General features: G+C 69.2%; 27 protein-coding genes and 1 pseudogene. 12 read left to right on the top strand and 16 right to left on the bottom strand.

The features are described from left to right. Nucleotides 1–83 precede the first annotated feature (83 nt). The 3 genes from LMU33_RS36700 to LMU33_RS36690 are packed head-to-tail and all read left to right on the top strand — an operon-like array spanning nucleotide 84 to nucleotide 1893. Entirely contained in the window at nucleotides 84–410 is a 327-nt protein-coding gene (locus tag LMU33_RS36700; protein WP_228625631.1) for a carboxymuconolactone decarboxylase family protein, read from the top strand. A 32-nt stretch (nucleotides 411–442) separates the two neighbouring features. Further along, on the top strand, nucleotides 443–841 hold the full coding sequence (locus tag LMU33_RS36695) for a (R)-mandelonitrile lyase (RefSeq protein ID WP_228625629.1): 399 nt from the start codon (nucleotides 443–445) through the stop codon (nucleotides 839–841). A 35-nt stretch (nucleotides 842–876) separates the two neighbouring features. After that, nucleotides 877–1893, top strand: a complete 1017-nt coding sequence (locus LMU33_RS36690; RefSeq protein ID WP_228625627.1) for a zinc-dependent alcohol dehydrogenase family protein — start codon at nucleotides 877–879, stop codon at nucleotides 1891–1893. A 114-nt stretch (nucleotides 1894–2007) separates the two neighbouring features. Here the strand turns inward: LMU33_RS36690 and LMU33_RS36685 are convergent, their stop codons facing one another. After that, nucleotides 2008–2376: a hypothetical protein gene (locus LMU33_RS36685; protein ID WP_228625625.1), complete on the bottom strand. Its 369-nt coding sequence runs from the start codon at nucleotides 2374–2376 to the stop codon at nucleotides 2008–2010. Continuing rightward, nucleotides 2373–3053 (bottom strand): hypothetical protein, encoded by a 681-nt coding sequence (locus tag LMU33_RS36680; RefSeq protein ID WP_228625623.1) that lies wholly within the window; start codon nucleotides 3051–3053, stop codon nucleotides 2373–2375. Before LMU33_RS36680 ends, LMU33_RS36685 begins: the two co-directional genes overlap by 4 nt. A gap of 264 nt (nucleotides 3054–3317) precedes the next feature. On the opposite strand from LMU33_RS36680, the gene LMU33_RS36675 reads away from it, so the two are divergent. After that, complete coding sequence (locus tag LMU33_RS36675; RefSeq protein ID WP_228625621.1) at nucleotides 3318–3770, top strand: DUF5959 family protein; 453 nt, start codon at nucleotides 3318–3320, stop codon at nucleotides 3768–3770. Here the strand turns inward: LMU33_RS36675 and LMU33_RS36670 are convergent. Continuing rightward, nucleotides 3752–4596, bottom strand: a protein-coding gene (locus tag LMU33_RS36670) for an IS5 family transposase (RefSeq protein ID WP_372478127.1) whose coding sequence is annotated in 2 segments (ribosomal slippage) — nucleotides 3752–4249 and nucleotides 4252–4596 — 843 coding nt in all. Because the reading frame shifts where the segments join, the coding sequence is not laid out codon by codon here. The genes LMU33_RS36675 and LMU33_RS36670 overlap by 19 nt on opposite strands. 1387 nt (nucleotides 4597–5983) lie before the next feature. Here LMU33_RS36670 and LMU33_RS36665 point away from each other — a divergent pair. Continuing rightward, nucleotides 5984–6724: an SDR family NAD(P)-dependent oxidoreductase gene (locus LMU33_RS36665; RefSeq protein ID WP_228625618.1), complete on the top strand. Its 741-nt coding sequence runs from the start codon at nucleotides 5984–5986 to the stop codon at nucleotides 6722–6724. Nucleotides 6725–6953: 229 nt separating this feature from the next. Here LMU33_RS36665 and LMU33_RS36660 read toward each other — a convergent pair whose 3' ends face one another. Then, entirely contained in the window at nucleotides 6954–7406 is a 453-nt protein-coding gene (locus LMU33_RS36660; RefSeq protein ID WP_228625616.1) for an ATP-binding protein, read from the bottom strand. Nucleotides 7407–7744: 338 nt separating this feature from the next. Here LMU33_RS36660 and LMU33_RS36655 point away from each other — a divergent pair, with 338 nt between their 5' ends. Further along, complete coding sequence (locus LMU33_RS36655) at nucleotides 7745–7954, top strand: hypothetical protein (protein ID WP_228625614.1); 210 nt, start codon at nucleotides 7745–7747, stop codon at nucleotides 7952–7954. Between the two features lie 92 nt (nucleotides 7955–8046). On the opposite strand, the gene LMU33_RS36650 is transcribed toward LMU33_RS36655, so the two are convergent. After that, nucleotides 8047–9438, bottom strand: a complete 1392-nt coding sequence (locus LMU33_RS36650) for a GAF domain-containing sensor histidine kinase (RefSeq protein WP_228625612.1) — start codon at nucleotides 9436–9438, stop codon at nucleotides 8047–8049. Nucleotides 9439–9610: 172 nt separating this feature from the next. On the opposite strand from LMU33_RS36650, the gene LMU33_RS36645 reads away from it, so the two are divergent. Continuing rightward, nucleotides 9611–10264, top strand: a complete 654-nt coding sequence (locus tag LMU33_RS36645; protein ID WP_228625610.1) for a response regulator — start codon at nucleotides 9611–9613, stop codon at nucleotides 10262–10264. 101 nt (nucleotides 10265–10365) lie between these two features. Here LMU33_RS36645 and LMU33_RS36640 read toward each other — a convergent pair whose 3' ends face one another. The 8 genes from LMU33_RS36640 to LMU33_RS36605 all read right to left on the bottom strand — a co-directional run bounded on the left by LMU33_RS36640 (nucleotide 10366) and on the right by LMU33_RS36605 (nucleotide 18676). After that, nucleotides 10366–12258 carry an MFS transporter gene (locus LMU33_RS36640; RefSeq protein ID WP_372478126.1) on the bottom strand — a complete coding sequence of 631 codons (1893 nt, stop codon included), beginning with the start codon at nucleotides 12256–12258 and terminating at the stop codon, nucleotides 10366–10368. A 38-nt stretch (nucleotides 12259–12296) separates the two neighbouring features. Continuing rightward, nucleotides 12297–13493 (bottom strand): NAD(P)/FAD-dependent oxidoreductase, encoded by a 1197-nt coding sequence (locus tag LMU33_RS36635; protein WP_228625608.1) that lies wholly within the window; start codon nucleotides 13491–13493, stop codon nucleotides 12297–12299. A 5-nt stretch (nucleotides 13494–13498) separates the two neighbouring features. Next, complete coding sequence (locus LMU33_RS36630; protein ID WP_228625606.1) at nucleotides 13499–13708, bottom strand: ferredoxin; 210 nt, start codon at nucleotides 13706–13708, stop codon at nucleotides 13499–13501. Between the two features lie 35 nt (nucleotides 13709–13743). Next, the gene (locus tag LMU33_RS36625) at nucleotides 13744–14982 is read right to left on the bottom strand and encodes a cytochrome P450 (RefSeq protein WP_228625604.1); all 1239 of its coding nucleotides are present in this window, start codon (nucleotides 14980–14982) and stop codon (nucleotides 13744–13746) included. Between the two features lie 131 nt (nucleotides 14983–15113). Beyond that, entirely contained in the window at nucleotides 15114–15596 is a 483-nt protein-coding gene (locus LMU33_RS36620; protein WP_228625602.1) for a MarR family winged helix-turn-helix transcriptional regulator, read from the bottom strand. Between the two features lie 376 nt (nucleotides 15597–15972). Continuing rightward, nucleotides 15973–16419, bottom strand: coding sequence for a nitroreductase family deazaflavin-dependent oxidoreductase (locus LMU33_RS36615; RefSeq protein ID WP_228625600.1), 447 nt, complete (start codon nucleotides 16417–16419; stop codon nucleotides 15973–15975). Between the two features lie 154 nt (nucleotides 16420–16573). After that, on the bottom strand, nucleotides 16574–17728 hold the full coding sequence (locus LMU33_RS36610; protein WP_228625598.1) for a Gfo/Idh/MocA family oxidoreductase: 1155 nt from the start codon (nucleotides 17726–17728) through the stop codon (nucleotides 16574–16576). A gap of 72 nt (nucleotides 17729–17800) precedes the next feature. Further along, entirely contained in the window at nucleotides 17801–18676 is an 876-nt protein-coding gene (locus LMU33_RS36605) for an LLM class F420-dependent oxidoreductase (protein WP_228625596.1), read from the bottom strand. 360 nt (nucleotides 18677–19036) lie between these two features. Here LMU33_RS36605 and LMU33_RS36600 point away from each other — a divergent pair, with 360 nt between their 5' ends. The 3 genes and pseudogenes from LMU33_RS36600 to LMU33_RS36590 all read left to right on the top strand — a co-directional run. After that, on the top strand, nucleotides 19037–20047 hold the full coding sequence (locus LMU33_RS36600; protein ID WP_228625594.1) for a recombinase family protein: 1011 nt from the start codon (nucleotides 19037–19039) through the stop codon (nucleotides 20045–20047). A 119-nt stretch (nucleotides 20048–20166) separates the two neighbouring features. Further along, nucleotides 20167–20907, top strand: coding sequence for a Type 1 glutamine amidotransferase-like domain-containing protein (locus LMU33_RS36595; protein ID WP_228625592.1), 741 nt, complete (start codon nucleotides 20167–20169; stop codon nucleotides 20905–20907). Nucleotides 20908–21307: 400 nt separating this feature from the next. Beyond that, nucleotides 21308–22009 (top strand): annotated as a pseudogene (locus LMU33_RS36590) (transposase); the annotation flags it as partial. Nucleotides 22010–22036: 27 nt separating this feature from the next. On the opposite strand, the gene LMU33_RS36585 reads toward LMU33_RS36590, so the two are convergent. After that, nucleotides 22037–23476, bottom strand: a complete 1440-nt coding sequence (locus LMU33_RS36585) for a cytochrome P450 (protein ID WP_228625589.1) — start codon at nucleotides 23474–23476, stop codon at nucleotides 22037–22039. A gap of 340 nt (nucleotides 23477–23816) precedes the next feature. On the opposite strand from LMU33_RS36585, the gene LMU33_RS36580 reads away from it, so the two are divergent. Next, a complete protein-coding gene (locus LMU33_RS36580) occupies nucleotides 23817–24095 on the top strand; it encodes a hypothetical protein (protein ID WP_228625587.1) in 279 nt (92 codons plus the stop codon). Here LMU33_RS36580 and LMU33_RS36575 read toward each other — a convergent pair. Further along, a complete protein-coding gene (locus LMU33_RS36575; RefSeq protein WP_228625585.1) occupies nucleotides 24082–25305 on the bottom strand; it encodes a beta-ketoacyl-[acyl-carrier-protein] synthase family protein in 1224 nt (407 codons plus the stop codon). The genes LMU33_RS36580 and LMU33_RS36575 overlap by 14 nt on opposite strands. Then, nucleotides 25295–25564: an acyl carrier protein gene (locus tag LMU33_RS36570; protein WP_228625583.1), complete on the bottom strand. Its 270-nt coding sequence runs from the start codon at nucleotides 25562–25564 to the stop codon at nucleotides 25295–25297. Before LMU33_RS36570 ends, LMU33_RS36575 begins: the two co-directional genes overlap by 11 nt. 305 nt (nucleotides 25565–25869) lie before the next feature. Here LMU33_RS36570 and LMU33_RS36565 point away from each other — a divergent pair, with 305 nt between their 5' ends. Continuing rightward, nucleotides 25870–26877, top strand: a complete 1008-nt coding sequence (locus LMU33_RS36565) for a terpene synthase family protein (RefSeq protein ID WP_228625581.1) — start codon at nucleotides 25870–25872, stop codon at nucleotides 26875–26877. Nucleotide 26878: the final 1 nt, after the last annotated feature.

Raw genomic sequence — 26878 nt, 5'->3', positions numbered from 1 at the left:
AAGCCACGCCGACCGCGGAACGGTCCAGCACCACCCATAGCTCACCGCCCCGCCGCCAGGGGCCCGACGACAGGATCTCACCCATGTCCGGCAACACCGATCGCCCCTCGGGCGCAGCAAAGATGTTCGGCGACTTCGCCCCGCAACTGGTGCACTTCACCGACGATGTCCTGTTCGGGGAGGTGTGGAAGCACCCTGGCCTCGACCCGCGCGACCGCTCGCTGATCACCGTGGCGAGCCTGGTCACGGGCGGCAGCACCGAGCAGCTGCGCCACCACCTGGGGCGCGCCAAGGACAACGGCGTCACCGAGGCCCAGCTGATCGAGGCCATCACCCACCTCGCCTTCTACACCGGCTGGCCGCGCGCCATGTCCGCCATGGCCGTCGCCAAGGACCTCTTCACCAGCTGACCCACCCCCTACCTCCCTCAAGGAGCCAACCGATGGAACTGCGCACCCGTCCCGCCACCGCCAAGCTGCCCGAGAAGATGTTCACCGGCGACGCCTGGGCCGACGTCATCTACCGCGGCGAAGACCCCTCCAAAACGCGGGCCAACGCGGTGCACTTCGCGCCCGGTGCCCGCACCGCCTGGCACTCCCACGGCATCGGCCAGACCCTCTACATCGTCGAGGGCATCGCCCTGATCCAGTCCCGCGGCGGCAAGATCCTTGAAGCCCACCCGGGCCAGGTGATCTGGACCCCGCCGGGTGAGGAGCACTGGCACGGTGCCGCCCCCGACCACTTCATGACCCACATCGCCCTGTGGGAAGGCGACGACGTCGACTGGCTCGACCACGTCACCGACGCCGAATACGCCGGCCCCCGCACCCGCGAACTCTGATCCCCTTCCCCAACGACAGCAAGGAGCACCCCGCCATGCGTGGAGCCATCCTGTACGGACCGGGCGACGTCCGCGTCGAAGAGCGCGCCGCCCCCACCATCCTCAAGCCCACCGACGCGGTCATCCGCACCTTCGCCACCTGCGTGTGCGGCTCGGACCTGTGGGACTACCGCGGCATCAACCCGGTCAAGGACCCCGCCCCCATCGGCCACGAGTACGTCGGCATCGTCGAAGAGATCGGTGACGACGTCACCACCGTGCGGCCGGGCCAGTTCGTCGTCGGCTCCTTCTTCGCCAGCGACGGCACCTGCGCCAACTGCCGCAACGGATACCCCAGCAACTGCCTCAACCGGGAGTTCGTCGGCGGCTGCCAGGCCGAGTACATCCGTATCCCGTGGGCCGACGGCACCCTGGTCGCCACCCCCGAACTGCCCAGCGAAGCCCAAGTGCCCGACCTGCTGGCCTGCTCCGACGTCATGGGCACCGGCTGGTGGGCCGCCGTCGCCGCCGGAGTACAGCGCGGTGACACCGTCGCGGTCGTCGGTGACGGAGCCGTCGGGCTGTCCGCCGTCCTCGCCGCACGCGAACTCGGCGCCGAACGCATCATCGCCATGTCCCGCCACGAGGCACGCCAGAAGCTCGCCACCGAGTTCGGCGCCACCGACATCGTCGCCGAACGCGGCGAGGAAGGCGTGGCCCGCATCAAGGACATGACCGGCGGCATCGGCGCCGACCGCGTCCTGGAATGCGTCGGCACCGAACAGTCCACCCAGCAGGCCCTGAACTCCACCCGCCCCGGCGGCGGCGTCGGCATCGCCGGCGTCCCACACGGCGTCCAGCTCGACGGCACCGCCCTGTTCTACTCCCACGTCGCCGTCCAGGGCGGCCCCGCCCCGGTGCGCCGCTTCCTGCCCGATCTCGTCGACCGCGTCATGACCGGCCGCATCAACCCCGGCCGCGTCTTCGACCTCACCCTGCCCCTCGACCAGGCCGCCGAAGGCTACAAAGCCATGGACGAACGCCGCGCTATCAAAACCCTCCTCCGCCCGTGACCGTTTGCTCTCGAGCCCCCCACAGCCCTCAACGAATCCGCCGTCTCACTGCTTGGGCGACTCGGTACAACCAACCCACCCCTGACGTACCGGCCCAGACCGGTCACTGACCGCCTATGCACAAGGGTGCGGGTGCCGTAAGAAGATGCCGTGGGTGTGGACGGCGCGCGGGATGCGGGGGATGAGTACCGCCGGGTCGTCGCCGGGGTACAGATGCAGGTTGCGCCAGCCGTGGGTCCGGGCCATGTACGCGGTGGCGGCCTCGATGATGTCGGCCCACCGCTGATGCCCGAGGACCAAAAAGCCGACCGGGTAGAGGTCGTCGTCGGCCCCGCCGTCGATCCCGGCGACGAACAGGCCCTGGTGGGCGATGAACCCGTGGTCGGCCGCGCCGTCGGCGCACGGCGTCCAGACCTGTTCGGCGGGGTGCATGGTGCCGTCGTCGCCCTCGCTGGTCTCGATTTCGTACAGATCCGAGGTCACGCGCTCACCCCCGCGATGGCGTCGGCCAGGAGCGCGGCGACGTCGGCGCCGTGCGGGTCGGCGTAGCTGTCGTGGTCGCTGACGTGGAACACGGCGTCCTTCGCGGTGACGGTGAAGCCGGGGATGACGAGGGCGGCGCGGCCTTCCAGCTCGGTGTTGAGGCGGTCGGCGTCGCGGGAGGCCAGCCAGGTCTGGGTGTAGGGCCCGAGGCGCAGCAGCGTGTAGCCGGTGCCGTCGGCGCGGCGGGCTTCGACGTGGACGCCGTAGTGGGCAGGGCCCATGCCGACGTCGTCGGGGAGGGGCAGGTTCGCGGCGGCGTGGGTGAGCATCGTGTAGGCCGGCTGCCAGAGGCCGAGGATCGCGGTCGTCTCGCAGCGCAGCCAGCCCCGGTCGGTGTAGCCGAGCTGGCGGCCGTGGAGGTAGGCCGCGGCGTGCGGGGTGTCGGGGTGGACCAGGGCCACGGCGATCATCTCGGTGCCGTGGTCGTCGCCGGGCCGGGAGTGCGCGCGCTCGATGAACGGGCCGACGCGCACGGCGATGTCCTGGGAGCGGCCGGGCGTCCAGGGTTGCGGGTCGCGTACGGCGGCGAGCATTGCACGGAACTGGTCGACGACGGCCTGGTCCTCGGGGGTGAGGGCGCCGGGGCCGTGGCCGCAGCGACGGAAGCGACGGATCATCGGGCGGTCTCCTGCTCGGGGTTGGCGGTGCGGGGGCTGGCGGGCGTCTTGAGGACGCGCGGCAGATGGACGTGCAGGTGCTCGACTACGACCTCGCGGCCGCGGTCCCGGAGTGCTCGGGCCAGGAGTTCGGTAAGACCGCTGGCACTTTTCCGGACTAAGAACTCCTAACGGAATGAGCTTGGACAATCTGGTTGTGGCCGAAGCTCTGGTTCAGCACCATGAGCCCTAGCGGGTGAAGGAAGGCAGAGCAGAGGGCACACTGTGGAACTGATCAGTCTCTCGGATGGTGACAACGGCTTCCGGGTGCGTGTGCTGGGACGTCGGTCGCCGGGCGTGCTGCATCTTCACGACCGGCTCGACGCAGAGGTCCTGATCACGAGCAGCTTCGTCAGCGGTCGATTGGGCATGTCCCTGTTGCCTTCCGACCTGGAAGACTGGTCCCGCGCTTTGGATCTCCTTGCTGTAGGTCAGGACATCTGCTGGAGGGACGACGACCATAGTCCAGAGATCAGGATCCAGCCGCACAACGACGAGCATGGGACTCCCGCTGTCCATGTAGAGGATCTGGGCAGTTCGTGCGTCTCCGTGTTCCTTCCTATGAACCTTGAAGAGGGTTGGATCGACGAGCAGCGGAGGCTGCTTGGGCGGGTACTGAAGGAGTGGCCGAGCGAGGTCCTGCAGTCCTCACCGGGTGTCTATGAGTGGCGGCGCTGAACTGCTGCCAGGCGCCGCCAGCAGATGAGTGCGCATCCGAGGGCGAGGAAAGCTTCGTGGATGTCGTCGCGGATCTCCCATCGGATCCGCAGACGGCGGAACCAGTGCAGGTGGGCGAACGCGCGTTCCACGACCCAACGTTGGGTGCCGAGTCCGGAGCCGTGCTCGGTGCCGCGGCGGGCGATCAGCGGTTTCACGCCGAGGTCCCAGACCAGGCGGCGGTACTTGTCGTGATCGTAGCCGCGGTCGGCCAGCACCACGTCTGGTCGGCGGCGAGGCCGGCCGCGCTTGCCCCGCACCGGCGGCACGGCTTGGAGCAGCGGGATCAGCTGGGTGACGTCGTTGCGGTTGCCGCCGGTCAGGGTGGCGGCGAGCGGGATGCCGGTGGCGTCAGTGATCAGGTGGTGCTTGCTGCCCGTTCTGCCCCGGTCAACGGGGCTTCGTCCGGTCTTGTTTCCCCCTTTAACGCGCGGATGTGGGAGCCGTCGACCGCCGCCCGGGAGAAGTTCAGGGCGTTGACGCTGCGGAGCTTGGCGAGGAGGACCTCGTGCAGCCGGGGCCAGACTCCGGCCTCGGTCCATTCAGCCAGGCGGCGCCAGCAGGTCATGCCGGAACCGAAGCCGAGTTCCTGCGGAAGGTGTTCCCAGGCGATCCCGGTGTGCAGCACGAACAGGATGCCCTGGAACACCAGCCGGTCCGGATGCCGCTTGCGCCCCGGATACCGGGTCCGACGCTCCACCCTCGGCAGCAATGGCTCAACTACCGCCCACAGCTCGGCATCGACTTCCCACGGCTTCGGCCGCGCCACCCCACACCCCCGGATCATCGCTTCCGAAGCGATCCAACCACCTCGAAGATCATTTCGTTAGGGGTTCTAAGAAGCCGGGCTGGCCTGGTCGCTGCCGTTCACCGTCCGCGGTTGGCCTTGGCCTGCCCTGGTTGGAAAGGGCCTCGGGCAGCCAGAGGAACTATTCGATTGCGGACGTAGTGTGCGACATCCCGTGGGTTGCTGTGAGCCGCGCTGAGTTCTCGACCTCGTGGCCAGGGGGTTCGTCTTCTTTCCGGCAGTGGTTCGCGGGCTGACGTAACTTCAGGATTCCTGAAGCGTTCTCACTCTGTCTGATCGGTTCACGATCGGGCTGAAGGTGAGGGGGATCGGGTTGGCGCTGGCTGTCGTACGGGACCTGCGCGATGTCCGGCCGCCGGCTACGGCGGAGGAGCTGGAGCAGTTCGAGACCGACGTGCTGGCGGGGTTCGTGCTGGCGCGGGCCTCGGCCGGGCTGGCGGACGGCACGATCCGCGGGGACGTCGGGCACCTGGAGCAGATGCCGCTGGCGCCCTTCGACCGTTGCGCAACCCGGACGCGCCCGAGCTGGACGAGGACGACGACGGCGAGACGTGATCGCGCTGACCGCGGCTATGCGGCGCCCTCGATCTCGGCCCTGAGTTGGGCAGCGAGGGGCGCGGGCCTCCTCCGCCTGGACGGCGGCTTCGGGGCGGCCCTCCTCAATGGCGATCCGGTCGAGCAGGGCCGCCTTGCGGTCGGTCAGCCGGAGGCGGGCAACAGGGTCCGGGCGCTTGTACATGGCTCTGGAGTCCTAGCTCAGACACCAGCCGCAAAGTATCGGGTGATCACGCGCTCGCCGTCGTGGCGGCGTTCTCGTCGTGCTCGCGGGGCATCCGCATGACGGTGGTGGGTGAGAGGTGCTGACCCTTCTTCGTGCCGATGGTCTTGCCGCTTGGCAGGCCGGACAGCGGGCGGCGCCTCCACCCCGCGGCTGCTGCTCTGCGGCACTTTCGTAGCTCATACGCGCCCGAGCATGACGAGGACGGCGATGGCCACGAGGACCGACGCACCCTACGGCTGGGCCGGGAACAGGGGAGGACGGACACCGCGGTCCAGCCGGTTGCTGAACGGCCCAAGAGCGGCCTCACCGAGCTCGACCAGTCATTCGTCGTCACCGGTCCGGACGTAGCGCACCCGTCGATCTCCACGAGCAGAGCGGCGCGCTCCAGTCTCCCGCGGACGTGATCAACGAAGGCGAGCTCACTGGCCAACCCAGGACCACGTGGGCCACGGCCCCGGGCTGGACCATGATCAACGATCGGTCCGGCGTGGGTCCGTCGTCGCCATGGCATGAACCATCAGGATCATCAGTTACACGAGGAACAACCGACAGCATGTCGTTCCTCTCGGCTTGGAGGAGCTTTTCATGGCTGCAGAACTGGACGGATCCACCGCTCTTGTCACCGGCGCCACCGCCGGCATCGGCCGGGCCGTGGCCCTGCGCCTGGCAGCGTCGGGGGCCTCGGTCATCGTCCACGGGCGGGACGAGCAGCGGGGTGCGGAGACCGTCAAAGAGATCGCTGCCGCAGGCGGGAAGGCTCGGTTCGTCGCTGCGGATCTGAGTAGCTCTGAAGAAGTCCTGCGTCTTGCCGCTGAAGCAGGCGAAGTGGACGTTCTGATCAACAACGCCGGCATCTACCGGTTCGCCAGTACGCCGGACACCACCGCCGAGATGTTCGACGCTCAGATGGCCGTCAACTCACGCGCGCCGATGCTCCTGGTCGGTGCCCTCGCCCCGGGAATGGCTGCACGTGGGCGTGGTGCCATCGTGAATGTGAGCACAGCGGCGGCCACCACGCCGGTGCGGGAAACGGGCGCTTACGGGGCCTCCAAAGCTGCACTCGAACTTCTCACCCGAGTATGGGCTGACGAGTTCGGCGCCCAGGGCGTCCGCGTGAACGCCGTGGCCCCGGGCCCTGTCCATACCCCCGGGACGGAGGAGATGGCAGGTGAAACCCTCCAGGCGATCGGGCGAACCACCGTACTGGGGCGGGTCGCAGACCCTGAAGAAATCGCGGAAGCGGTTCTGTTCCTCGCCTCCTCCCGCGCCAGCTACATCACCGGCACGGTTCTCGAGGCACGCGGCGGACAGCTCGCGATCGGCTGAACTCCGGGCCGGGTTTCGATAGACATGCCAAATCGGCATGTCGCCACCCACGCCCGTGATGTCCGTGGACTGGTCGGCGTGCCCGACGCGAGTGGGTCCACCCTGGGTCTCGACGTGCCGACGATCGTCGCGAGCCTCCTCATCGCCCGGCCGGTCTGCTGGGTTGGACTGTTCGCGCGGTACCGCGTCGCCATGCGCGACCGATCCGGAGAGGAGACATCGGCGCCGGTCAGGCCGTGGCGTGGACGTCGGCCCAGTGGACGGCGTGTCCGGGGCGGTCGTGCTCGCCGTGGGCGGCGGTGATGTGGTCGATGATGTCCAGCCCGCGGCCGTGCTCGTCAGGGGTGCCGCTGGCGGCCCAGTCGCCCTCCCTGTCGGCGGGGCCTCCGTCGGAGACCTCGATGTGCACCCGGCAAGTGTCCGCGTCGCGGTTCAGCGAGAGGTTCAGTGGGGGCTGTGCGTGCTCGACGGCGTTGGTGACGAGTTCGGAAACGGTCAGCAGCACCGAGTCGGCCGCCTCCCGGGGGACACCCCACCACGTCAGGAGCCTCTGGGTGATCCTGCGGGCCTCTCCGGCGGCTTCCGGGCGGTGCGCGAGGGGCCAGGCATCGCCCGCTGCCTGTCGCGGCCTCCGGGTGACGCCTCGACTCGGGGAGACGGTGGGTGTGTAGGTGCAGGTCATGATCATCACCCTCTTCCGGCGCCACGGTGACGCCCGGGACTCCAGGCCCCTAACGACCCATGAGCCATTTATATCACTGCTCTATATAGTTTGTCTATATAGAGCGATGGTATAAATGCTCGAGTTGAGGATCTTGACCTGGCGGACGACGAGATTGCAGCTGGCCGGTAGAGCCGCTTACAGCCTGCAGGATTGTCCGGGATTTCCCCGCAGGGCAGCGTAGGGACCGGGAAAACGGAATGGAACGGACGCCAGAAGGCCCAAGGCCCGGCAGCCACCTTCCCTGCGCGTCACGTCTGATGCGCTGTCACTTTCCCTTTCACTCCAGGAGATTGATCATGCGTAACATCAAGTGGCCCCTCGCCGTCCTCGCAGGTCTCACGCTGGCCCTGGGAGGTTCCGCCGTGTCGGCCGTCGCCGCACCGACCGCGCCGGTGGGCGTGGTTCAGGGTCACAGCAGCCCCAACAACGATGACGACGACACCGCCTACGTCATTCACATCCACGACCACGACCACGGCCACGGCGGCTGGAGGTGGGGACGGTAGTTCCGTCCCTGAGGGGGCCGGCCCCGCGTCGGCCCCCGTCCGCACCCGGCCGACGCTCCCCCGGCCGGTCGACGGGCCGGCGCTCGGCCTCCTCAGTGACGTCGAAGCGCAGCGGCGGTCTGGTCGCGGCCTGTGCGGCCGCTCGGCCCGAGCGGCAGCTCCGCACTGAGGGTGGTCCCCGCCGTGCGCGGACTGTCCAGAACCATCCTGCCGCCGAGGGCTTCCACCCGGTCCTTCAGACCCACGAGGCCGGTACCGGCGGCGAAGGCGGCGCCGCCGACGCCGTCATCCTGTACGCGGACACGCAGTACGCCGGAGTCGGTGTCCACGGTGACGGTGACGGTCGAGGCCTCTGCGTGCTTCGCCGCGTTCGTCAGCGCCTCGGAGACGACGTAGTACGCGCTGACTTCCACACGTTCGGGCAGTCTCCCTCGCAGGCGCACCTCGACATCGACGGGGAGGGCCGATCGGCGGGCGAGCGCCCTCAGCGCGGGACCGAGGCCGCCGTGGGCCAGGACCGCCGGATGGATGCCCCGTGCCACCTCGCGGAGTTCGTCGAACGCGCCCGTGACCCCGGCGGCGACGTCGCGCAGTCGCGCGCGGAGCTCGGCCAGGTCCGGCGGGACCGTCAGCTGCGCGTGCTGGAGCAGGAGGAGCAACGACACGAGCCTCTGCTGCACGCCGTCGTGCAGATCACGTTCGATACGGCGGCGCGCACCGTCGGCGGCCGTCACGACACGGGCGCGTGAGGCGGTCAGTTCGGCATGGGTCCTGGCGTTCTCCACGGCGATCGCCGCCAGGTCGGCGAAGGCGGCCATCTGGGACTCGGTGTCCGCCGGGAACGGGCCGTCGCTCTCCTTCGAGACGACGATCGCACCCCACGCCTCCCCGTCCACCACGATCGGGCGCCCCACCGACGAGCGCATGCCTGGTGCCCGTGCCTTCCGGGCGATCGCCGCGGTGGTGTCCTCGACGTCCTCGATGCGGACGGGACCGCACGTCGGCCGGACCTGGCGGGCGGCCCCGCGTCCCTCGAGGGCAGAGCGAGCACCGACGGGCGACGGATCCGGCCTGCCCCGACGGCTCCAGGTCGCGACGCCACGCATGCCGCCGTACGCCTCGAAGCGCGCCAGGCAGGCCAGATCGGCGCCGCAGAGGAGACCCGTCTCGCGGGCCACGGCCTCGAACACGGTCGACGGCGGAGCGGACCGTGCGACAAGTGTCGCTACCTGCCGCAGCGCGGACTGCTGCTGCGACAGCTGTGCCGACACATGAGCGGAGCGCCGCAGCCGCACCGCCAGCCGACCGACGATCGCCGCCGTGAGGAGGCAGGCGGCCAGGGCGACGCGGGAATGCGAGCCGGTGATCCCCAGGCCGTGCTGCCCGGCGTACGGCGCGACGGCGCCCAGGAGGCCCGCCACGCCCGCCATGATCGCTGTTCCGGCGAGCCGGCCCTTCACCCAGTGCCGACTCTGTATGTCCACCCGGCCATGTGTCATCGCTTCACGCCCCTTGCCCGGCCCGGCCTGGACCCGGCGGTTCAGCGGTCGACTGGTGCCGATGCCCATGAGAGCCTGCAGCTGAGCAGGGCATCGCCGCCATCGGCCGGCGACGGAGCTGGCCAGGCATGCCGCCCAGGACGGTGGAAGGCGCGGTATGACACAGTTGCGAGTCGTTCTGGCGGACGACGACGTACTGCTGCGCCAGGGCCTGGCAGGTCTGCTCGAGCGGGCCGAGGTGTCCGTGGTGGGGCAGGCCGGTGACGGCCCGGGCTTGCTGAAGCTCGCCAGGGACACGGTGCCCGACCTGGTCGTGGTCGACATCCGTATGCCGCCCACCCACACCATGGAGGGTCTGGAGGCGGCCCGGGTCATACGCCGTGAGCTGCCGGATGTCGGCATCCTGGTCCTGTCCGCGCATGTCGAGGTGGAGCAGGCCATGGAGCTGTTGGCCGGCGGTCGGCGGATCGGGTATCTGCTCAAGAGCCGGGTCGCCGACGTGGAGGAGTTCCTGGAGGCGGTCAGGCGGATCGCCAAGGGCGGATCCGTCGTGGATCCTGCCCTGGTTCAGGAACTGGTCTCGGCGCAACGGCGCAGGAATCCGCTCGACGCGCTGAGCGCACGCGAGCGCGAGGTACTGGCCCTGATGGCGGAGGGCCGGTCCAACATCGGTATCGCACGCCGTCTCTGGGTCACCGAGGGCACCGTCGAGAAGCACGTGCGCAGCATCCTCGGCAAACTGGGCCTGTCCGAGACCGACGACGACCACCGGCGGGTACGAGCCGTCCTGACCTTCCTGCAGGCCCCCTGATCCCGCGCCGAACAGGACGCGGTCCGGCGACACCTCTGCGGTACGGAGGAACGCATGGACATGGCAGCTGCCCGCCAGGCCGCGGGGCGCCCGGTACCGGATCAGCATGTCGGCCGCTGTCCCTTCTGACGGCCCGACCCGTCGAGCGGCCACTGGCTCCCCGGTGCCTCGGCCACCGTGGCAGTGCAGGGCGCTCGTCCCGGCCGGCCGTCCACTCCCCCGCCTGCTGAGGTCGTCGCGAGGGGACTGGCGGAGGTTGCCGCCGACGTGGTCCCGCGACGGTTGCGGATCAGGGATGTGACCGCGGCGACGAGGGCCATGGCGATGGCCAGCGTGAAGACGACGACCAGGCCGTCGTGGAAGGGCCGGGAGATCAGGTGGGGGAAGAATTCCCGCCCGGTCAGGTTGGCGGCGTTGGCCCTCGGCAGGTGGTCGAGGATGGCCGGACCGAGCAGCTGCCGGACGGGGTTGTAGCCGAGGAAGGCGGCGAACAGCACCCCCACCGGCGGCAGCGTGGCGACGGTGTGAGCGGCTGGGGCGGGCACGTGCTGGGCGGTGAGGCCGGAGCCGAGGGTGTGCGGCAGGGAGCCGGCGAGCCCGGCGACCATCAAGGAGAAGAAGACGCCCATGGACAGCACCGTGCCGGCGTTCTGGAAGGTGGCGCGCATGCCGGAGGCGGCGCCACGGGCGTCCGGTGGAACGCTGGACATGATGATCGAGGTGTTCGGCGCTGCGAACAGCCCGTTGCCGAGCCCGTTGAGCAGGACCAGGACGGCGAAGGCGCCGTAGGGGAAGTCGGTGGGCAGCACGAGGAGCCCGGCGAAGGAGACGGCCGTCACGGCGCATCCGGCGACGGCGAACGGCCGGGCGCCGAATCTGTCCGACAGGGCTCCGGACACTGGCCCGGCCGCGAGGAAGCCGACGGTGAGGGGCAGCAGGTAGATACCGGCCCACAGCGGGGTGTCGGCGTAGTCGTAGCCGTGGAGCGGCAGCCAGATGCCCTGCAGCCAGATGATGAGCATGAACTGCAGTCCGCCGCGGGCGATCGCGCCCAGGAGCGTGGCCGCGTTGCCGCCGGCGAAGGCGGCGTCGCGGAACAGCCGCAGCGGGAACATCGGTTCGGTGACTTTCGCCTCCACCATGCAGAAGACAGCCAGGGTGAGGGCGCCCCCGGCCAGGCCGGCGAGCACCCAGGGGTCGGTCCAGCCCATGGTGTGTCCGCCGTAGGGCTGGATGCCGTAGGTGATGGCGGCCAGCAGTGCGGTCAGCCCGGCGCCGAAGGTGAGGTTGCCCCACCAGTCGATCCGCCCGGGATTGCGGATGCCCGTCTCGTGCAGCGACTTGTACGCCCACACGGTGCCGATCAGTCCGATCGGCACGTTGACCCAGAAGATGGAGCGCCAGTTCCATTCCACGAGCGCGCCGCCGAGAACCAGGCCGATGAACGTGCCGGCGATGCCGGCGACCATGTTCACGCCGAGCGCCATGCCGCGCTGCCGGGCGGGGAAGGCGTCGGTGAGGATGGCGGTCGAGTTGGCCATCAGCATCGCACCGCCGACGGCCTGCACGATCCGCCACCCGATCAGCCACAGCGCACCGGCCGACCCGTGCAGCGGGTCGACCGAGAGGATCACCGAGGTGACGGTGAAGACGACGAATCCCAGGTTGTAGACGCGTACCCGGCCCCGCATGTCGCCGAGACGGCCGAGGGTGACGACCAGCACGGCGGTGACCAGCAGGTAGCCCATCAGCATCCACAGCAGGTAGCCGACGTTGCCCGGTTGGAGCGGATCGAGCCGGATGCCGGTGAAGATACCGGGCAGCGAGATCAGCACGATCGAACCGTTGATGGTCGCGATCAGCACGCCGAGCGTGGTGTTGGTCAGCGCCACCCATTTGTAGCGGGGGTGGTCGGCGCTGATCCAGGCGCGGCGAGTGCGGTGCCGGACGCCGGGGGCGGTGCCCGCAGGGCGGCGGGTTTGTTCGGCGGTCACCGGCAGTCCTCCCTCCTTGTCTCCTGTGGGACCTGGGGTCAGTTCACGGTGGCCGGGTCGAGCGCGGGTGCGGCCGCGAAGGCGGCCCACGGTGCGCGGTCGACGACCAGGCGACGCAGCGTGCGTACCTGGCGCGGAGCGTTCCAGCCGAGTACGCCGACCACCCTGCCGTGGTGCCCGTAGGCGGCGGCGAAGTGGCCGTCGGACGGGTCACCGTAGACGATCCGCATCTCCGCGTCCGGCGGGAAGATGCCGTACGCCTGGATCCTGGTGTCGTACTGGTCGGTCCAGAAGTAGGGCACAGGAGCGAACGGGGTGTAGCCGCCGAGCAGGTTGCCGACCGCGGCCATGGCCTGTTCGGTGGCGTTCATCCGGTGCTCCAGCCGCATCCGGGTGCCGAAGTGCGGGTTGAACCACGAGGCGACGTCGCCGGCGGCGTAGATCCCGGGTGCCGCCTCGCACAGTGCGTCGCACTCCACACCGTCCCTCAGGCGCAGCCCCGAACCCGACAGCCAGCCGGTCGCCGGCGTGGAGCCGAGGGCCAGAACGACCACATCGGCCGGCAGCGTGGTGCCGTCGCCGAGTTCCACCCCGGCCACCCGGCCGCCCGCCCCGCGCAGTCTGCGCACCCCCACTCCGCAGCGCAGGCGGGTTCCATGGTCGCGGTGCAGGTCGGCGACGAGCTCGCCCACGCGGTCCCCGAACGGGCGTCGCACCGGGACGGGTTCCGGCTCGGCCACGGTCACCTCCAGGCCCATGACCCGTGCGGCCGCGGCGACTTCGGTGCCGAGGAACCCGGCGCCCACGACGACCACCCGGGGCCCGGCGAGCAGCGCGGCGCGCAGGGCGATCGCGTCGTCCAGGGTGCGCAGGACGTGGACTCCGGCCAGATCGCTGTCGGGCAGGCGTCGGGGAGCCACGCCGGTGGCGATGACCAGCGCGTCGAAGCCGATGCTCTCGCCGCCTCCCAGGCGCACCCGGCGGCCCGGGACGTCCAGGGCGACAGCGCGCTGTCCGAGCCGCAGATCGGCCTTCAGCCGGTCGAGATCCCGCAGGGTGCGCAGGGTGGTCCGTTCGGGCTCCCATGCGCCGGTGAGGATCTGCTTGGACAGCGGCGGACGGTCGTACGGCAGACGGGACTCGTCGCCGATCAGGGTGAGTTCACCGTTCCAGCCGCGGCGGCGGAGGGTCTCGGCCGCAGTCAGGCCTGCGGCCGAGGCTCCCACAATGACCATGCGGTTCACTCCTTCTTCTCCTCTTCTTCCACCCAGATCGCCTGGGCCGGGCAGAGGGCGGCGGCTTGCCGGACGTCGTCCGCCAGGCCGTCCGGTGGCTTCTCGGTGAGGAGTACGACGATGCCGTCCTCCTCCCGCTGGTCGAACACGTCCGGTGCGCTCAGCACGCACTGGCCGGAGGCCACACACTTGTTCTGGTCGACGATCACCTTCATCGGATCCTCCTTTCCCGCGCGGCAGTTGGCCGCGGTCACCAGGTGACGGGCAGTTCGTAGACGCCGTAGACGGTTCCGTCGTGCTTGAACGGGATCTCGTCGAGATCCACGGCGAGCTTCAATGTGGGAATGCGGCGGTACAGGGTGCTGTAGACGACCTGCAGCTCCACCCGGGCCAGCGGCTGGCCCAGGCACTGGTGGACGCCGAAGCCGAAGGCCACGTGGTGGCGGGGGTTGCGGTTGAGGTCCAGTTGGTCGGGGGCGGGGAAGGCGTCGGGATCGCGGTTGGCGACGTCGTTGGCGAGGACGACGCCCTCGCCGGCGCGGATGGTCACGCCGCCGACCTCGATGTCCTCCAGGGCCACCCGGCGGCGTCCGCTGTGCACGATGGTGAGATAGCGCAGGAGTTCCTCGACCGCCGAGGCGACCGCCTTCGGGTCGTCGCTCTCGCGCAACCAGCCCAGCTGGTCCGGATTCTGCAGCAGGGCCAGGGTGCCTAGCGCGATCATGTTCGCGGTGGTCTCATGCCCGGCGGTCAGCAGCAGCATCCCCATGCTGGCCGCCTCACGCCGGGAGAGCTCACCGGCCCTGACCCGCTCGGCCAGCGTGGAGAGCACGTCGTCGGCCGGGTGGGCGAGTTTGACGCCGATCTGCCGGTCCAGGTAGTCGAGCAGCTGCTGTGTGGCCACCCGCGCCTGCTCCACGGTGCTCGTGCGCTTGATCAGGATCTTGCTGTTGGCCTGGAAGAAGTCGTGGTCGGCATACGGAACACCGAGCAGCTCGCAGATCACCAGCGACGGCACCGGCAACGCGAACGCCTGGACCAGGTCCACCGGCTTGGGCCCGGCGAGCATGGTGTCGATCAGGCCGTCGACGATCTTCTGAATGGCAGGCCGTAGCGCCTCCACCTGCCTGATGGAAAAGGCCGCGGTCACCATCCGGCGAAGCCGGGCGTGCTCCGGATCGTCCATGTTGATGAAGGTCCGCGACTGCCTCCGGCGCTCCTTTTGGGCCGGGCTCAGGTGGGGGTAGTGCGGGAGGTCGCTCTCCGAGCTGATCCGCGGATCGGCCAGCAGGGCTCGCGTGTCCTCGTAGCGGGTGACCAGCCACGGGGTGCTGCCGTCCCACAGCCGTACGCGGCTGATCGGGGCCTGGTCCTGCAGGACGTGCAGGGCCGGCGGCGGGTCGAACGGGCAGCGGGCCGCCCGGGGCATGGGGTAGTCCGGGACCTGCGCCGCGGGTGCGTCGGTGCCGTGTGCCGAGGTGGTTGTCATGTTCTCCGCCCTTTCCGGAAATCGGACATGGGGCAGGCGCCGGGGCCGGGGCCCGCCGCGCGTGGGCGTGACGGGGCAGCGGAGCAGATCCCGCCTGCAGGAGAAGCAACCTGAGAGAGCAGCCAGGAGGTTCAGGAGGCCGGCCCGCCGCCGGGGTCACCGGAGCGCGGGGCGGCTTGGATCATCCGCTGGACGATCGGCAGGGCCGTACGCATGGCCTCACCCAGGGCCCGCACGTCCTGCTCGGACAGTGCGGTCATCAGGCCGGCCACCCGGGCGCGCTGCGCGTGCCGGCGCTCGGCCAGCAGCGCTCGCCCGGCATCCGTGATGGCGACGAGGCGGACCCGCCCGTCTTCGGGATGGGTCACGCGTGACGCCAGTCCCTGCTCCTCCAGCCGCTGGACCAGTGCGGTCATCGACGGTTGGGCGAGGCCCTCCGCGGCTGCCAGCGCGGTCAGCCGGATCGGCCCCTCCTGCTCCAGCCGGCTGAGCGCCGAGGCGGTGGTCAGATTCATGTTCTGCCGGTCCGACAGAAGGTATCTGACCAGCCCGATGGCCAGCGCATTCAGGTCCGCCGCCACCTCCCGGAGGCTCTCTTCAGGTGTCTCATCCATACCCCCTTTATATCACTTACCTATATTTAGTGTCTATATAGGACGGTGATATAAAATCCGGCCAAACGGCCACCTTCGAGACACCTTCCCGTGCATGCCTCTGCAGGCGTCAGCCCGTGGCGTGTCGACGAAGAAGCGCCGGGGGCAGCGGGGTAAGCACCCGACACCAGGCGGCGGCGCCGGGGGCGAGCCAGGCGGCGATCGCACGAGCCGGCTCGAAGCCCTCCTGCCGCGCCGGCCAGGTAGCGTCCCCGTGGGCGGCGGCGTCAAGCCGACTTGGGGGGCTCAGTAGCTGAAGATGCGAGGGGTGGTGGCCAGGCGTCAAGGTTGGTCGTCGTCGAGTGCCCTCCGACGGCTCCGAGACCGCCCGAGGTCACTACCCGACGACAGGTTCCAGGACGAACACCGGGAACTGCCGCGAGGTCTTCTTCTGCATCTCGGCGTACCTCGGAAAGACAGCGACCGCGCGCCGCCACCACTCGGCCCGCTCCTCGCCGGTGGCCTCATGGGCCGTCATGTCCTGCTTCACGGTGCCGTCCTGGAGTTCGACGTGCGGATCGGCCTTGATGTTGAAGTACCACACAGGATGTCTGGGGGATCCGCCCAACGAGCCGACCACCGCATAGCGCCCGTCGCACTCGACGCGCATCACCGGCGCCTTGCGGATCTTGCCGGTCTTGGCGCCCCGGGTGGTCATCACCACCACGGGCCACCCCGTGTCCCACAGCGTCGCCCCCTTGGTGCCGCCCGATTCCTCGTACGCCTCCACTTGCTCGCGCACCCACTGCGTCGTGCTGGGTTCATACTCGCCCTCGAGAGGCATGGCATCCGTCCCCTCGTCGTAGGGATGTTCTCGCACCATGCTGCAACGCCAGTGCGTGTGTCCGGCATTCCCGACAGAGGTGACCTCGCGCCTGAACAAGCCCGACCTGCCGAGGGCGAAGCAGTCGAACTCACGACCTGACTGACTTCGGGACCTACGCGCCCTGCTCTGTGAGTGTGACCTTCCGGCCCGTGCGCGCCGCCTCTCGGATCCGCTCCAGCATGCGGTGGCGCCGGACGGCGTGCCGGAAGTCGGGAACGCCGTCCTCGTCCGGCGCAAGGTTCCCGGTGATCTGGTCGCGCAGAAGGGCGTACTCGTGGGCGACGTTGCAGGCGGCTTCGGCGGATCGCTCGGTCCATTGCGTCAGCGACCGCTGATAGCGCGCGGGAACCGGAAGTTCAGCCAAGGTGCCGTCCTCTCCCCGGGCGCCGTACAGCCGCAGCCCCCCGTACCACCACTGGGCCTGGTCGGCCTTGACGACGAGATCGCCGTCCGTGCCGTTGATCTCCCAGTGAAACGCGGTGGCGCGGGACGTCCCACCGCGGATGTGCATCGCGGCCACGGCCCCCGACTCCAGTACCCCCGTGACGGCGATCTGGTCCTCCGCGCTCTTGGCCGCGACCGCCCCGCTCGTGACGTGGGTGACCTCCAGGCGCAGGTTCTCGATGTGAGCCGACGCCTCGCGGAACTCCCCGAGCACCATGGTCAGCGCGTCGACCGAGTGCCCGAAGGGGATCGACAGCAGCGTGGCGCCGCTCGTGACGTCCAGCACGTACGCGTAGGTGTCCTCGTAGGTGGCACCCCCGATCCAGCCCGACCCGAGCATGCTGGTCGACAGCACCCGCCCCACGTAGCCGCCGGCGACCAGGTCCCGCAGATACCGCAGTGGCGGAGCCGACCGGGCCTGCAGGCCGACAGCCGTGAGCACACCCTTGCGATGTGCGAGGTCGGCCAGCTCTTCGGCCTGCGCGAGGTCGGCACCGAGCGGCCACTCGCTGAACACCATCTTCCCCGCCTCCAGCGCGGGCCGGATGAGTTCCAGGTGGTGCGGAACCTTCACCGTCACCACCACGAGATCGACTTCCTCACTGCGGGCCAGCTCCTCTGCGCTGCCGAAGGCGAACGGCACCGCATATTTCTCGCCGGCCGCACGCGCGGATTCGGCGCTGCTGGCGCTCAGCGCCCGCAACGCGTATCCATCGAGCCCGGCCAGCGCCGGCACATGGGCGGTGGCCGCCCACCCGCCGCTCGCGCTCAGACCCACGACACCGACGCGGATCGGCTCCCGATGAGGGGAAATGGACGTCATGTGCACCCCAGCGTTCGCAATCGCCTCTCTCGGAAGTGCCTCGCACAACGTGCGGGTTTCGAGAGGAGGCCGTTATCCCCATAGAGAAGCGAGCCTGCGCCATTCCTCCCTCGGGAGCTTGTCCCTGTGGGTGCCGGTGAGCACCTGGAGGGCCACGTGGTCCCCGCCTGCTTGGTGGAAGGTGTCGATGCGGTCGCGGATGCGAACCTCGTCGCCCCAGGCGAAGACCGCGTCGATCAGGCGGTCGCTGCCGCCCGCGGCCAGGTCGGCCTCGGTGAAGCCGTGCCGCAGGAAGTTGTTGGTGTAGTTCGGCAGGGTGAGGTACATCGCGAGGGCGTCGCGTGCCAGGGCGCGAGCCCTGGCCGGGTCGGTCTCCAGCACCACCTTCAGCTCCGGGGCGAGCAGCGGGCCCTCGCCGAGGATCTCGCGGGCCTGGGCGGTGTGTTCGGGCGTGACCAGGTAGGGGATGGCGCCGGCCGCCCGCTCGCCGGACAGCTTCAGCATCTTCGGGCCCAGCGCGGCCAGCACCCTGCTGTCGGCGGCGACTCCGGCCTCGTCCAGCTCGTCGAGGTAGCCGGTCATCGCCGCGTACGGGCGGCCGTAGTCCTTCACCAGCGGGCCGTGGCTCACGCCGAGACCCACCAGGTAGCGGCCGGGGTACGCCGATTCCACCTCGGCGAAGCCGGCCGCGGTCGTGGCGGCCTCCTGCTGCCAGATGTTCAGGACGCTGGTGCCGACGACGATGCGGCGCGTCGCCCCGATCAGCGGTGCGGCGTGGTCGGCGGTGCTGTTGTTGCCGAGCCAGATGGCGCCGTACCCGAGTTCCTCCAGTTCGGCCGCGGCCTCGTCCAGTTCGCCGCGCCGGGCCGGGTCCTCCGAGCGCAGTTCGATGCTCCAGGCACCGTACCGGCCGACTCGCTGCTTCAGGGGGACTCTGGTGTCGCTCATCGGGTCTTCTCCCCGGGTGGTGGGCTGTGCCGTGATCATCACGTCTCCAGCCACTACCGACCGGAGGGCGCCCCGGGTCGATTCCCGCCGTTCCCTCAGTTGGTCGAACGGCCATAAGACGTCGAACAGGCACGAGCCCGCCACTGCGGTGGCGGGCTCGTGCGTGTCGTCTAGCGGACTCGGGGAACACCGGAACCGTGGTTAGCGGTAGCGCCAGTTCCAGTTCGGGTCTCTCATAAACGACCATCTGTGAGAGTTCTGCGAGACCCCCCGGAGCGATCACGTTTCCGCAGGTTGCCGTTCGCAAAAGCCCTCTCGAAACCCACATGTTGTGCGAGGCCTTTCTGAGAGACTGCCGCCATGGATCTCACGCCAGATCAGGCGGCATTGGCGGTAGAACGTCACGACTGCCCGAACTGTGACGCGCCCGCCGGCAGCGCCTGCCGCACCCGGGGCGGGAAGACCGCCGCGAAGTACCACACCCCCCGCTTCGTCCTCGTCCCCGCGCTTCGCGAGGAACTGGAGATCCCTGTCCCCGCCGACCGCGCCCCCGGCCGCTCGTGGAAGCAGGGCCCGGCGCTCGCGATCGTGCCCGCGACCCGCACCGAGCGGCCGGTGCGGATCGGGTACGCGAGGACGTCAACCGCGCGGCAGGAGCTGGCGAGCCAGCTCGAAGCCCTCCACCGGGCGGAGTGCCACAAGGTCTTCAAGGAGCAGATCAGCACCCGCATCAAGGTGCGGCCCGAGCTGGAGGCGGCGCTCGCGCTGGCCCGGCAGTTCAAGGAGGCCGCCCCGGAGACGCCGGTCATCTTCACCGTCCACGAGCTCAAGCGGCTCGCGCGCAACGCGGCCGAGCTGATGGCGCTCTCCGCCGAGCTGCAGGCCGGTGGCATCCAGCTCGAACTCCTCACCGGCCCGCTCACCGGGATCTACGACCCCAATGGCATGGGGGCGATGTTCTTCGCCGTCCTCGCCGTGGCCGGGCAGATCGAGCGCAACTACATCCGGGAGAAGACCCTCGAAGGCCAGGTCATCGCCGCGTCCAAGGGCAACCACGGCGGACGGCCCAAGGTCATCGACGACGACATGCTCACCTTCGCCATCGCGCTCAAGGACAAGGGCGTCCCCGTGCCCGAGATCGCGAAGAAGCTGGTCATCAAGACCGGGAAGAACGCGGGCAAGAACCCGTCGGTCGCCTCGCTCTACCGGGCCCTCGCGGAAGCCGAGGCCGCTGCAGCGGACGACGGCCTGCCGCTGCGGCCCAAGCCCGTCCGCATCCGCCGGCCCGGGGACCCGCTCACCCCCGAGGAGATCGACCTCCGCGAACGCCTCCAGGCCCAGCCTCACCCGAACACGGATATCCGCAGCTAGGCCCCATGATCGATCTCAGCGCCAACGGATGTACCGATGTTCCCCGAGGGCGTAGCCGATGGCTTGGCACGGTTCAGGGCATCGTGCGCGTCTGAATCCTGATCTGAGGAGGCACCCTCGTGGCTGTCGTTCCGGAACGTCGTTTGGCTCTCCTCGGTGGCGGCTTCTCCACCGACGACGACGGTCTGCTGGATGACTGGGTAATCGATCAGGTGTCCGTTCCTCGCCCCAAGGTGTGCTTCATTCCGACAGCCAGTGGTGACTCCCCCGCCTACATAGAGCAGTTCTTCGGGGCGTACCAGTCACGTTCCTGCGAGCCCAGCGTCTTGCATCTCTTTCGGCGGGAGCTGGATGACGACGCCCTGCGCACGTTCCTGCTCTCGCAGGACGTCGTCTATGCAGGAGGGGGCAACACCGCGAACATGCTGGCGGTCTGGCGCGCGCACGGCGTGGATCGGCTACTTCGCGAGGCCTTCGACCGCGGCACTTTGCTGTGCGGCATCAGTGCCGGTGCCAACTGCTGGGCCGAGGGATCGCATACAGACTCTTTCGGACCGCTGACCCACCTCTCGGACGGGCTGGGCCTGCTGTCCGGCTCGGTCTGCCCGCACTACGACAGTGAGCCCGGCCGACGATCGTCCTATCAGGCAGCCGTGGCAAACCGCGCGCTTCCGGCTGGCTGGGCGGTCGAGGACGGCGTCGGCGCCCTCTTCACGGGCGGTCTGCTGGTGGACTCCGTGACGCGCACGCCTCAGGCCTGTTTGTATCGGGTAGAGCCCGGCGAGGATGGCGGAGTGAAGGAGCAGGCCAGGCAATGTCGCCTGCTCGTTGCACAACAGCAGCCCACTTCACCCGCGTGAAGTGGTGAGAGAGCGGCCCCGCCTGGTGCGGGGCCGACGGCCGCGTTGGTGCAGAAGGAATCAGCCTTGAGGCTCGTGTTCTGGTAGTCCCGGCGCAGGTGACGGTGCGTGGTCGGTGAAGAGGGGAATGCCGAGGTCGACCAGCTGGGGACGTCCGTCGGTGCGGCTGTTCTTGAGGCTGTTTAGCCTCGCGCTTTCACGAGGCGACCTGTCCGGCTGGTGATCAAGAAAGCAGAAAGTGCCTCTGACCAGCGAGAATGAGGATTGTTGAGGTCCTTGTTCCCGCCACCGCCGGAGGCACTTTCCAGGTGAAGGTGCGACACGAGGTCGCGTGTGTTGAGTGGATGCCCTTGGAGAGGGGGTCGGCGATGGCGCCGATGACAGGCGTGCTGCCAGCACCCGCGAGCGCTGGCAGCAGATCCACCAGCTCCTGGACGCCGGCGCCGGCCTGCTGGAATGCGCCCGCTGCCTGGACCTGGCCCTGAACACCGTCAAACGCTACGCCCGCCACGCCGAGCCCGAGCGCATGGTCCGCGCCCCGAACTACCTGCCCACCCTTGACCACCTGCGACGACGCCGCGCGGAGGACCCCGCGGTGCCCGTCACCCACCTCCTGCACGAGATCCGCGAACAGGGCTACACCGGCAGCGCCAACCTCCTGGTCCGCTACATCACCCAGGGCCGCGTCGAGGCCGACCACTCCGCCCTCTCCCCACGCCGGGCCGCCCGCTACCTCCTCACCGACCCCACCCACCTGCGCGAAGGCCAACAGACACTCCGCAACCAACTCGTCGACGCCTGCCCCCAGATGACCGAACTCGCCACCGCCGTGACCGGCTTCGCCGCCCTGCTCACCTGGCGCGAGGACAACGCCAGGGCCCTGACCGACTGGATCGCCCGCGTCCGCACCGCCGACCCGCCCTTCCTCCATGGCTACGCCACCGGCCTGGAACGCGACCGCGCCGCCGCCGACGCCGGCCTCACCCTGCCCTTCCACAACGGGCGCACCGAGGGCGTCAACCACGAGATCAAACTCCTCAAGCGTCAGACCTACGGCCGGGCCGGCTACCGACTCCTCCGCCACCGCATCCTGCTCAACTGACACTCCACCGAGCTCGGCAATCAACGGCTACGGAAATCTTGGAAGACCCGATGGGCGTACAGGCCCGCGGAACGCCGCGAAGTTAGGGCTCCAGCGGTAGGGCGCGAAGGCCGTGCGGGAGGTGCGCAGCTGCGGCGTCATCACCAGTGGCGGGGCCTCCAGCATGATGTCCACCCTGGGGGCTGCGGGGCTCGAGGATACGGCTTCTCCGTGGAGGGTCCAGTTCTGCAGAACCCGGGCGAGGACGACGACGACCTCGGTGAGTGCGAAGTGCTTTCCAGGGCACTGGCGGGAGCCGTTGCTGAACGGGATGTACGCTCCGTGCGGGCCGGGGGTGCCGTGCGCCCAGCGGTCAGGATCGAATCGCTCGGGGTCGGGGAACAGGCGTGGCTGACGGTGCAGTTGGTAAGGGCTCACGACCACGCTGGTGCCGGGTGGCAGGATCTGCCCGGCCAGCTCGACGGGCTTGGCGACGCAGCGGGTGATCAGCCAGGCATGGGGGTACAGCCGTAGCGTCTCCAGAACGACCTGCCGGGTGAGTTCCAGGCGTCGCACGGTTGACTCGTCCGGCGGATCGTCCCCGAGGACTGAGTCGATCTCGTGCTGGACACGACGAGCGATGTCCGGGTGGAGGTCCAGCAGGTGCAGCGCCCACACCATGGTGCTGGCGGGGCCCGCTGCTGTTGCCGCGGTGAACATGTTGATGACGTTCTCACGCACCTCGTGGTCGCTCATAGGCTCGTCAGTTTCGTCCTGTGCCGCCAGCAGCACGGACAGGATGTCCGCGTGATCCTTGCCGGAGTGGCGGTACAGGCTGATCACTTCGTCGACGACCTGCTTGTACCTGGCCAGCGTTCGGTGGAACTGGAGGGTGCGGTGACGGAACAGCCACTGCACTCCGAGCGTGGTGGTCAACACCTCGTAGTAGACCGCTTTGTTGATCGCCCTCAGGCAGGTGTGGACCTCGTCGCGGAAGTGCTCCGTGAACTCCGCGGCGAACATGGCGTGGACGCCGGTCATAGCCGCCATGTCCGTCATCTCCCGTGTTACGTCGAGGGGAACCCCGGATCGCCAGGCATCGGTCATCGCGTCTGCCGTGGCGACCATCGTGGTGATGAACCGCGCAATGCGCGCCTGCTGCAACGATGGCTGGACCAGGCGTCGTACCCGCTTGTGCACGGCGTTCGGGCAGGTGAGGATTCCGTCACCGAAGAGCTCCCGTAGCTCGTCCTTGCCCGGCCCGCCGGTGTCGAACCTGTGGGGGTCCCGGAGCACCTGATCGGCCAATTCCGGATGGCAGGCCAGGTAGACGGACTTCCGGCCCAGCCGGACGTGTACGAGATCCCCCTGCTCCGAGAGTGAGTGGAGGAAGGACAGCGGTGCTCTCCAGGCGCGTACCGCGTGCCCCAGGACCGGCAACGCACCCCGAGCGTGGGCGAATCGGAAGTCGGGTCGCGTCCTTCTCATGGAGGTTGGGCTCCTTGCGTATCTGTCTGGGGCGGCCGCACCACCGTCCGGGAATGTGTCTAGCCAATCCGCGGGCGGAGTGACTCTGCCCGTTGGAAAGCCTCACCGTCCGGGTAGGTTCTTTGAGTCGTTCGGATGGGCGCGTGCCTGCGCGGTTGACCCCAGAGACCCTTCAACCCGGGTGTCGCCACTTCACCGACGGAGCGACGGAGAGCAGTCCGCACTCCGGTGATCGCCGACGAGGCACACCCATCATTCCGTGGGCAGGGGAGCTTCCTGCCCGCAACCGTCCCGCGAGCCCCGTCGCTGCGGTGTCATCCTCGGCTGCAAGGAGATCGTCTTGACCGATATCATCGCCGTGCCCTCGCCGATCCCTGCGTCCGCAACGCCAGTTGGATCAACAACAGTGACGGTGCGGCTGGCCGGCGGCGACGATTGTGCTGGCGGGGAAGGCGGCCAAGGCGTGGGGGTGAGCGGGGCGGCGGCGCAGCTGCTGAAGTTCAGCGCCTTCCGGGACCCGGTGCTGCTGGCGCGGTGTGTGAAGCTGCGGGTGATCGAGCCGGAGAACGAATACTGTCGACGCGGCCTCCAAGCAGCCATTCTCGTCAGTCGGTCGTGAACAACAGGACGGCGTTCTGGCCGCCGAAGCCGAACGAGCAGCTGAGGCCCGTGTTCCCGGCCATCGGGCGTGGTTGGTCGGCGACGATGTCCAGCTTGTGGTCTCCGTCCTGGCCCTCGAAGTTCGCCACCGGCGGCACTGTCCGCCGGTGCAGGGAGAGGACCGTGTATGCCGCCTGGATCGCACCCGCTGCCCCGAGGGCGTGGCCGATCACGCCCTTGGCGGCTGTCACGGGGGGTGTGTCCGCTCCGAAGACCCGGGTGAGAGCTGCGGCTTCGGCCGCGTCGTTCAGCGGTGTGGAGGTGCCGTGCGCGTGGACGAGACCCACGTCTGCCGGAGCGCATGCCGCGTCCTGCAGTGCGGCGCGGATGACTCGTTCCGCTCCGTTCCCCTCCGGGTGCGGGGCCACCGGATGGTGGGCGTCCGCTCCGGCGCCGTAACCGCGCAGCACGGCCTGGACCGGTGCCCCGCGGGAGGTGGCGTGGGAGAGGCGTTCCAGGACGAGGACGGCGGCGCCCTCCCCGAGGACGAAGCCGTCCCGTGCCGCGTCGAACGGCCGGCTGGCCAGCTGTGGGTGTTCGCGTCGCCGTGACAGTGCCCGCATCCGTGTGAAGCAGGTGGCCGTCATACGGGAGCGCGCGGACTCGCTGCCGCCGGCCAGCACGATGTCACATGTCCCGGACCGCAGCAGGTCCCGGGCGACCCCGATCGCGGTCGCGCCCGAGGCACAGGCGCTGGACGTGGTGAAGTTCGGCCCCCGGGCGCCCAGGTCGATGGCGACCTCGCCCGCGGCCATGCTCGGCACACTGCGCGGCAGCGCGAGCGGCGAGACCCGCTGGGGCTGGTCCGCGCCGAGGTGGCAGAACTCGGTGACGTACGTGCCAAGGCTGTTGGACCCGACACCCAGCACGACTCCGACCCGCTGCGCCGGCCATGTGCCGGTGTCCAGCGCGGCGTCGGCGACGGCGCGCCGTGCGGCGGCCAGGGCGAACTGGATGAACGGGTCCACGCGCCGGGCGAGTGACGGGCCGAGTTCGGCCGCGGCGTCGAATCCGGTCACCTGACAGGAGAAGTCGACGGGCAGTCCGGTGAGTTCGGGGTCGGAGGCGGCCAGTGAGCGGCCCTGGCACAGGGCCTCCCAATTCGCGTCCGCCGTATGTCCGGCCGGGGTCACCAGGCCCAGCCCGGTGACCGCGATCTCAGGCGGCATGCTCGAACGCCTGGGCGGCGTCTGCGAGCGTGGAGGCCGGGAACAGGTCCAGCTCGCCCTCGACAAGGACGATCCCGTACTCCTGCTCCGCCGCCACGACCAGTTCCATCAACGACAGCGAGTCCATCCCGAGGCTTTCGAACGTCGTCGCGGCGGTCAACTGCTCCGGCACCACCTCGACATCAAGATGACCGGTCAGCAGGGCGACGAGCCGCTCGGGCAGTGCCCGCTCCGCATCCGGTTCCGCTGCCTGTGTCATGGCGTGTTCTCCTCTTCTCTCGAACTGGCGTGATCTTCGCAGAAGTAACGGCTGCGAGATCCCGCACCCAGGTTGCGGGGCCGGGCCGAAGGCCACGCCCCACACATTGCCGCAAGTCCGGATTGGTAGCGAACTGCCTGGTCACGAAAGGGAAGTTGGGGGAATTCGGACGTAAGATCACTGTGGGGCGCATGGTGCCTCCCGTACGCGCTCGCCCATGGGAGTGGACCCTCCGGGGCAGCATTGCTGTGCTCAATCTTGCTCACGCACCATCCTCGGGAGTCCCATCGAAGGAGCAACCGAGCGTGACGCGAACCGGAGCGGTGTTCACCACCCCGTGGCCCTTGCGGATCAACCCGCATGTGGATCAGGCACGCGAGAGCGCGCTTGCCTGGATGCGGAGATTCGGCCTGCTGGACGGCGAGCAGGCCGAGGAGGACTTCGTTGACTGGCGACTGGCCGAAGTGGCCGCCTTCTTCTACCCCCATGCCAGTGCCGAGGAGTGCTGTACGGCGGCGCAGATGATGGGCTGGTACTTCCTGCCGTTCGACGACCAGCTGGACGGTGAGATCGGCCGTGATCCCGGCAGGGTGGCCACTGTCTGCAGTGCCCTGATCGGCATCGTGCACGGAGTGTCCGGACCGGAGTCGCACGATACGCCGACGGTGCGTGCCTTCGCCGATCTGTGGAGCCGGATGGTGCGTGGGATGTCCCTGCCGCTACGCACGCGTGTGGCGTTCAACTGGACGGCGTACTTCTCCTCCCAGGTGACGGAGGCGATCGACCGCAGGACGGGATTCGCCCACCGCGACCTGGCGGACTACTTCTTACTGCGGGCCTCCACGACGTGCGCCTTCGGTCAGAACGACCTGGGCGAGAAGTGGGGTGGCACTGAGGTGCCGCCGGAGCTGTGGCATCACCCTGTGCTGCAGCGCATGAGGCAACTGGGCGCCGACGTGGTCGCGTTGCGGAACGACTCCATGTCGCTCCGGCACGAGGACATCACCGGGGGGCACAACGCGATCCACCTCATTCAGCGCAGCCGCGGCGGCACGCGGCAGGAGGCGCTGGCCGAGGCGTCCCGGCTCGCTCAGGAAAAGGTCGACGAGCTCGTGGAGTTGGAGGAGAGGGCTTTGTCACGACTGGTACGAGCCGTCGACGAGAGTCAGCGTGCGGCGCTGCGGGGATATGCGGACATCATTCATGACTGGATCTGTGGTGACTACGAATGGGAGCGGATCACCACACGTCATGACGAGCACCGTGTCATGCCCGGCTGGGCGGCCGGTCTGCTCGTGAGCGCGGGGAGCTGAG

This window comes from Streptomyces barringtoniae (assembly GCF_020819595.1).
Taxonomy (GTDB): Bacteria; Actinomycetota; Actinomycetes; order Streptomycetales; family Streptomycetaceae; genus Streptomyces; species Streptomyces barringtoniae.
The sequence above is the reverse complement of the archived record's forward strand: the minus strand, read 5'-3'. Positions and strand labels throughout refer to the sequence as shown.